Annotated in this window: 11 tRNA genes; all 11 read left to right on the top strand. The window is 51.5% G+C overall.

Features of this window, described 5'->3' with window-relative positions:
- The first annotated feature begins 29 nt into the window (after window positions 1-29).
- The 11 genes from AB2B47_RS08600 (at window position 30) to AB2B47_RS08550 (ending at window position 987) form a co-directional block, all read left to right on the top strand.
- Window positions 30-102: transfer RNA gene (locus AB2B47_RS08600), tRNA-Asp, on the top strand.
- Window positions 103-120: 18 nt separating this feature from the next.
- Window positions 121-193, top strand: a tRNA-Lys gene (locus tag AB2B47_RS08595).
- 5 nt (window positions 194-198) lie between these two features.
- Window positions 199-280, top strand: a tRNA-Leu gene (locus AB2B47_RS08590).
- 12 nt (window positions 281-292) lie between these two features.
- Window positions 293-365 (top strand) — tRNA-Thr (locus AB2B47_RS08585).
- Between the two features lie 27 nt (window positions 366-392).
- A tRNA-Gly gene (locus AB2B47_RS08580) sits at window positions 393-464 on the top strand.
- A gap of 7 nt (window positions 465-471) precedes the next feature.
- A tRNA-Leu gene (locus tag AB2B47_RS08575) sits at window positions 472-557 on the top strand.
- 11 nt (window positions 558-568) lie between these two features.
- A tRNA-Arg gene (locus tag AB2B47_RS08570) sits at window positions 569-642 on the top strand.
- Between the two features lie 22 nt (window positions 643-664).
- A tRNA-Pro gene (locus AB2B47_RS08565) sits at window positions 665-730 on the top strand.
- Between the two features lie 17 nt (window positions 731-747).
- A tRNA-Pro gene (locus tag AB2B47_RS08560) sits at window positions 748-821 on the top strand.
- 5 nt (window positions 822-826) lie between these two features.
- Window positions 827-900, top strand: a tRNA-Met gene (locus tag AB2B47_RS08555).
- Window positions 901-913: 13 nt separating this feature from the next.
- Window positions 914-987, top strand: a tRNA-Ile gene (locus AB2B47_RS08550).
- Window positions 988-1,025: the final 38 nt, after the last annotated feature.

The raw sequence follows: 1,025 nt of genomic DNA, 5'->3' as shown, positions 1-1,025 counted from the left end.
TCAGCGGTTCGATCCCGTTAACTCCCATAGGTCCCGTAGTGTAGCGGTTATCACGTCGCCCTGTCACGGCGAAGATCGCGGGTTCGATTCCCGTCGGGACCGTAATAACGAAAGTTATTTGACTCGTTAGCTCAGTTGGTAGAGCAATTGACTTTTAATCAATGGGTCACTGGTTCGAGCCCAGTACGGGTCATATTTGCGGGTTTGGCGGAATTGGCAGACGCACCAGATTTAGGATCTGGCGCTTAACGGCGTGGGGGTTCAAGTCCCTTAACCCGCATAATAGAAATCAGCCGGCTTAGCTCAGTTGGTAGAGCATCTGATTTGTAATCAGAGGGTCGCGTGTTCAAGTCATGTAGCCGGCATTTTTTTTAATATAAACCAGAGTCGATGCGAACGTAGTTCAGTGGTAGAACACCACCTTGCCAAGGTGGGGGTCGCGGGTTCGAATCCCGTCGTTCGCTTATAGAGGCCGGGGTGGCGGAACTGGCAGACGCACAGGACTTAAAATCCTGCGATTGGTAACGATCGTACCGGTTCGATTCCGGTCCTCGGCATATATTGAAGAGCACCCTTAGCTCAACTGGATAGAGTACCTGACTACGAATCAGGCGGTTAGAGGTTCGACTCCTCTAGGGTGCATTAAACATTTAACTCGGGAAGTAGCTCAGCTTGGTAGAGTACTTGGTTTGGGACCAAGGTNCGGTTAGAGGTTCGACTCCTCTAGGGTGCATTAACAATTTAATTCGGGAAGTAGCTCAGCTTGGTAGAGTACTTGGTTTGGGACCAAGGTGTCGCAGGTTCGAATCCTGTCTTCCCGATTGATGGCGGTGTAGCTCAGCTGGCTAGAGCGTCCGGTTCATACCCGGGAGGTCGGGGGTTCGATCCCCTTCGCCGCTATAATGATCTTGTTGGACCTTTAGCTCAGCTGGTTAGAGCTCTCGGCTCATAACCGAGTGGTCGTAGGTTCAAGTCCTACAAGGTCCATTGGAATGATGGAGGATTACCCAAGTCCGGCTGAAGGG

Source organism: Streptococcus wuxiensis, from assembly GCF_040888245.1.
Lineage (GTDB): Bacteria > Bacillota > Bacilli > Lactobacillales > Streptococcaceae > Streptococcus > Streptococcus wuxiensis.
This window is presented reverse-complemented; position numbering and strand designations above follow the sequence as displayed.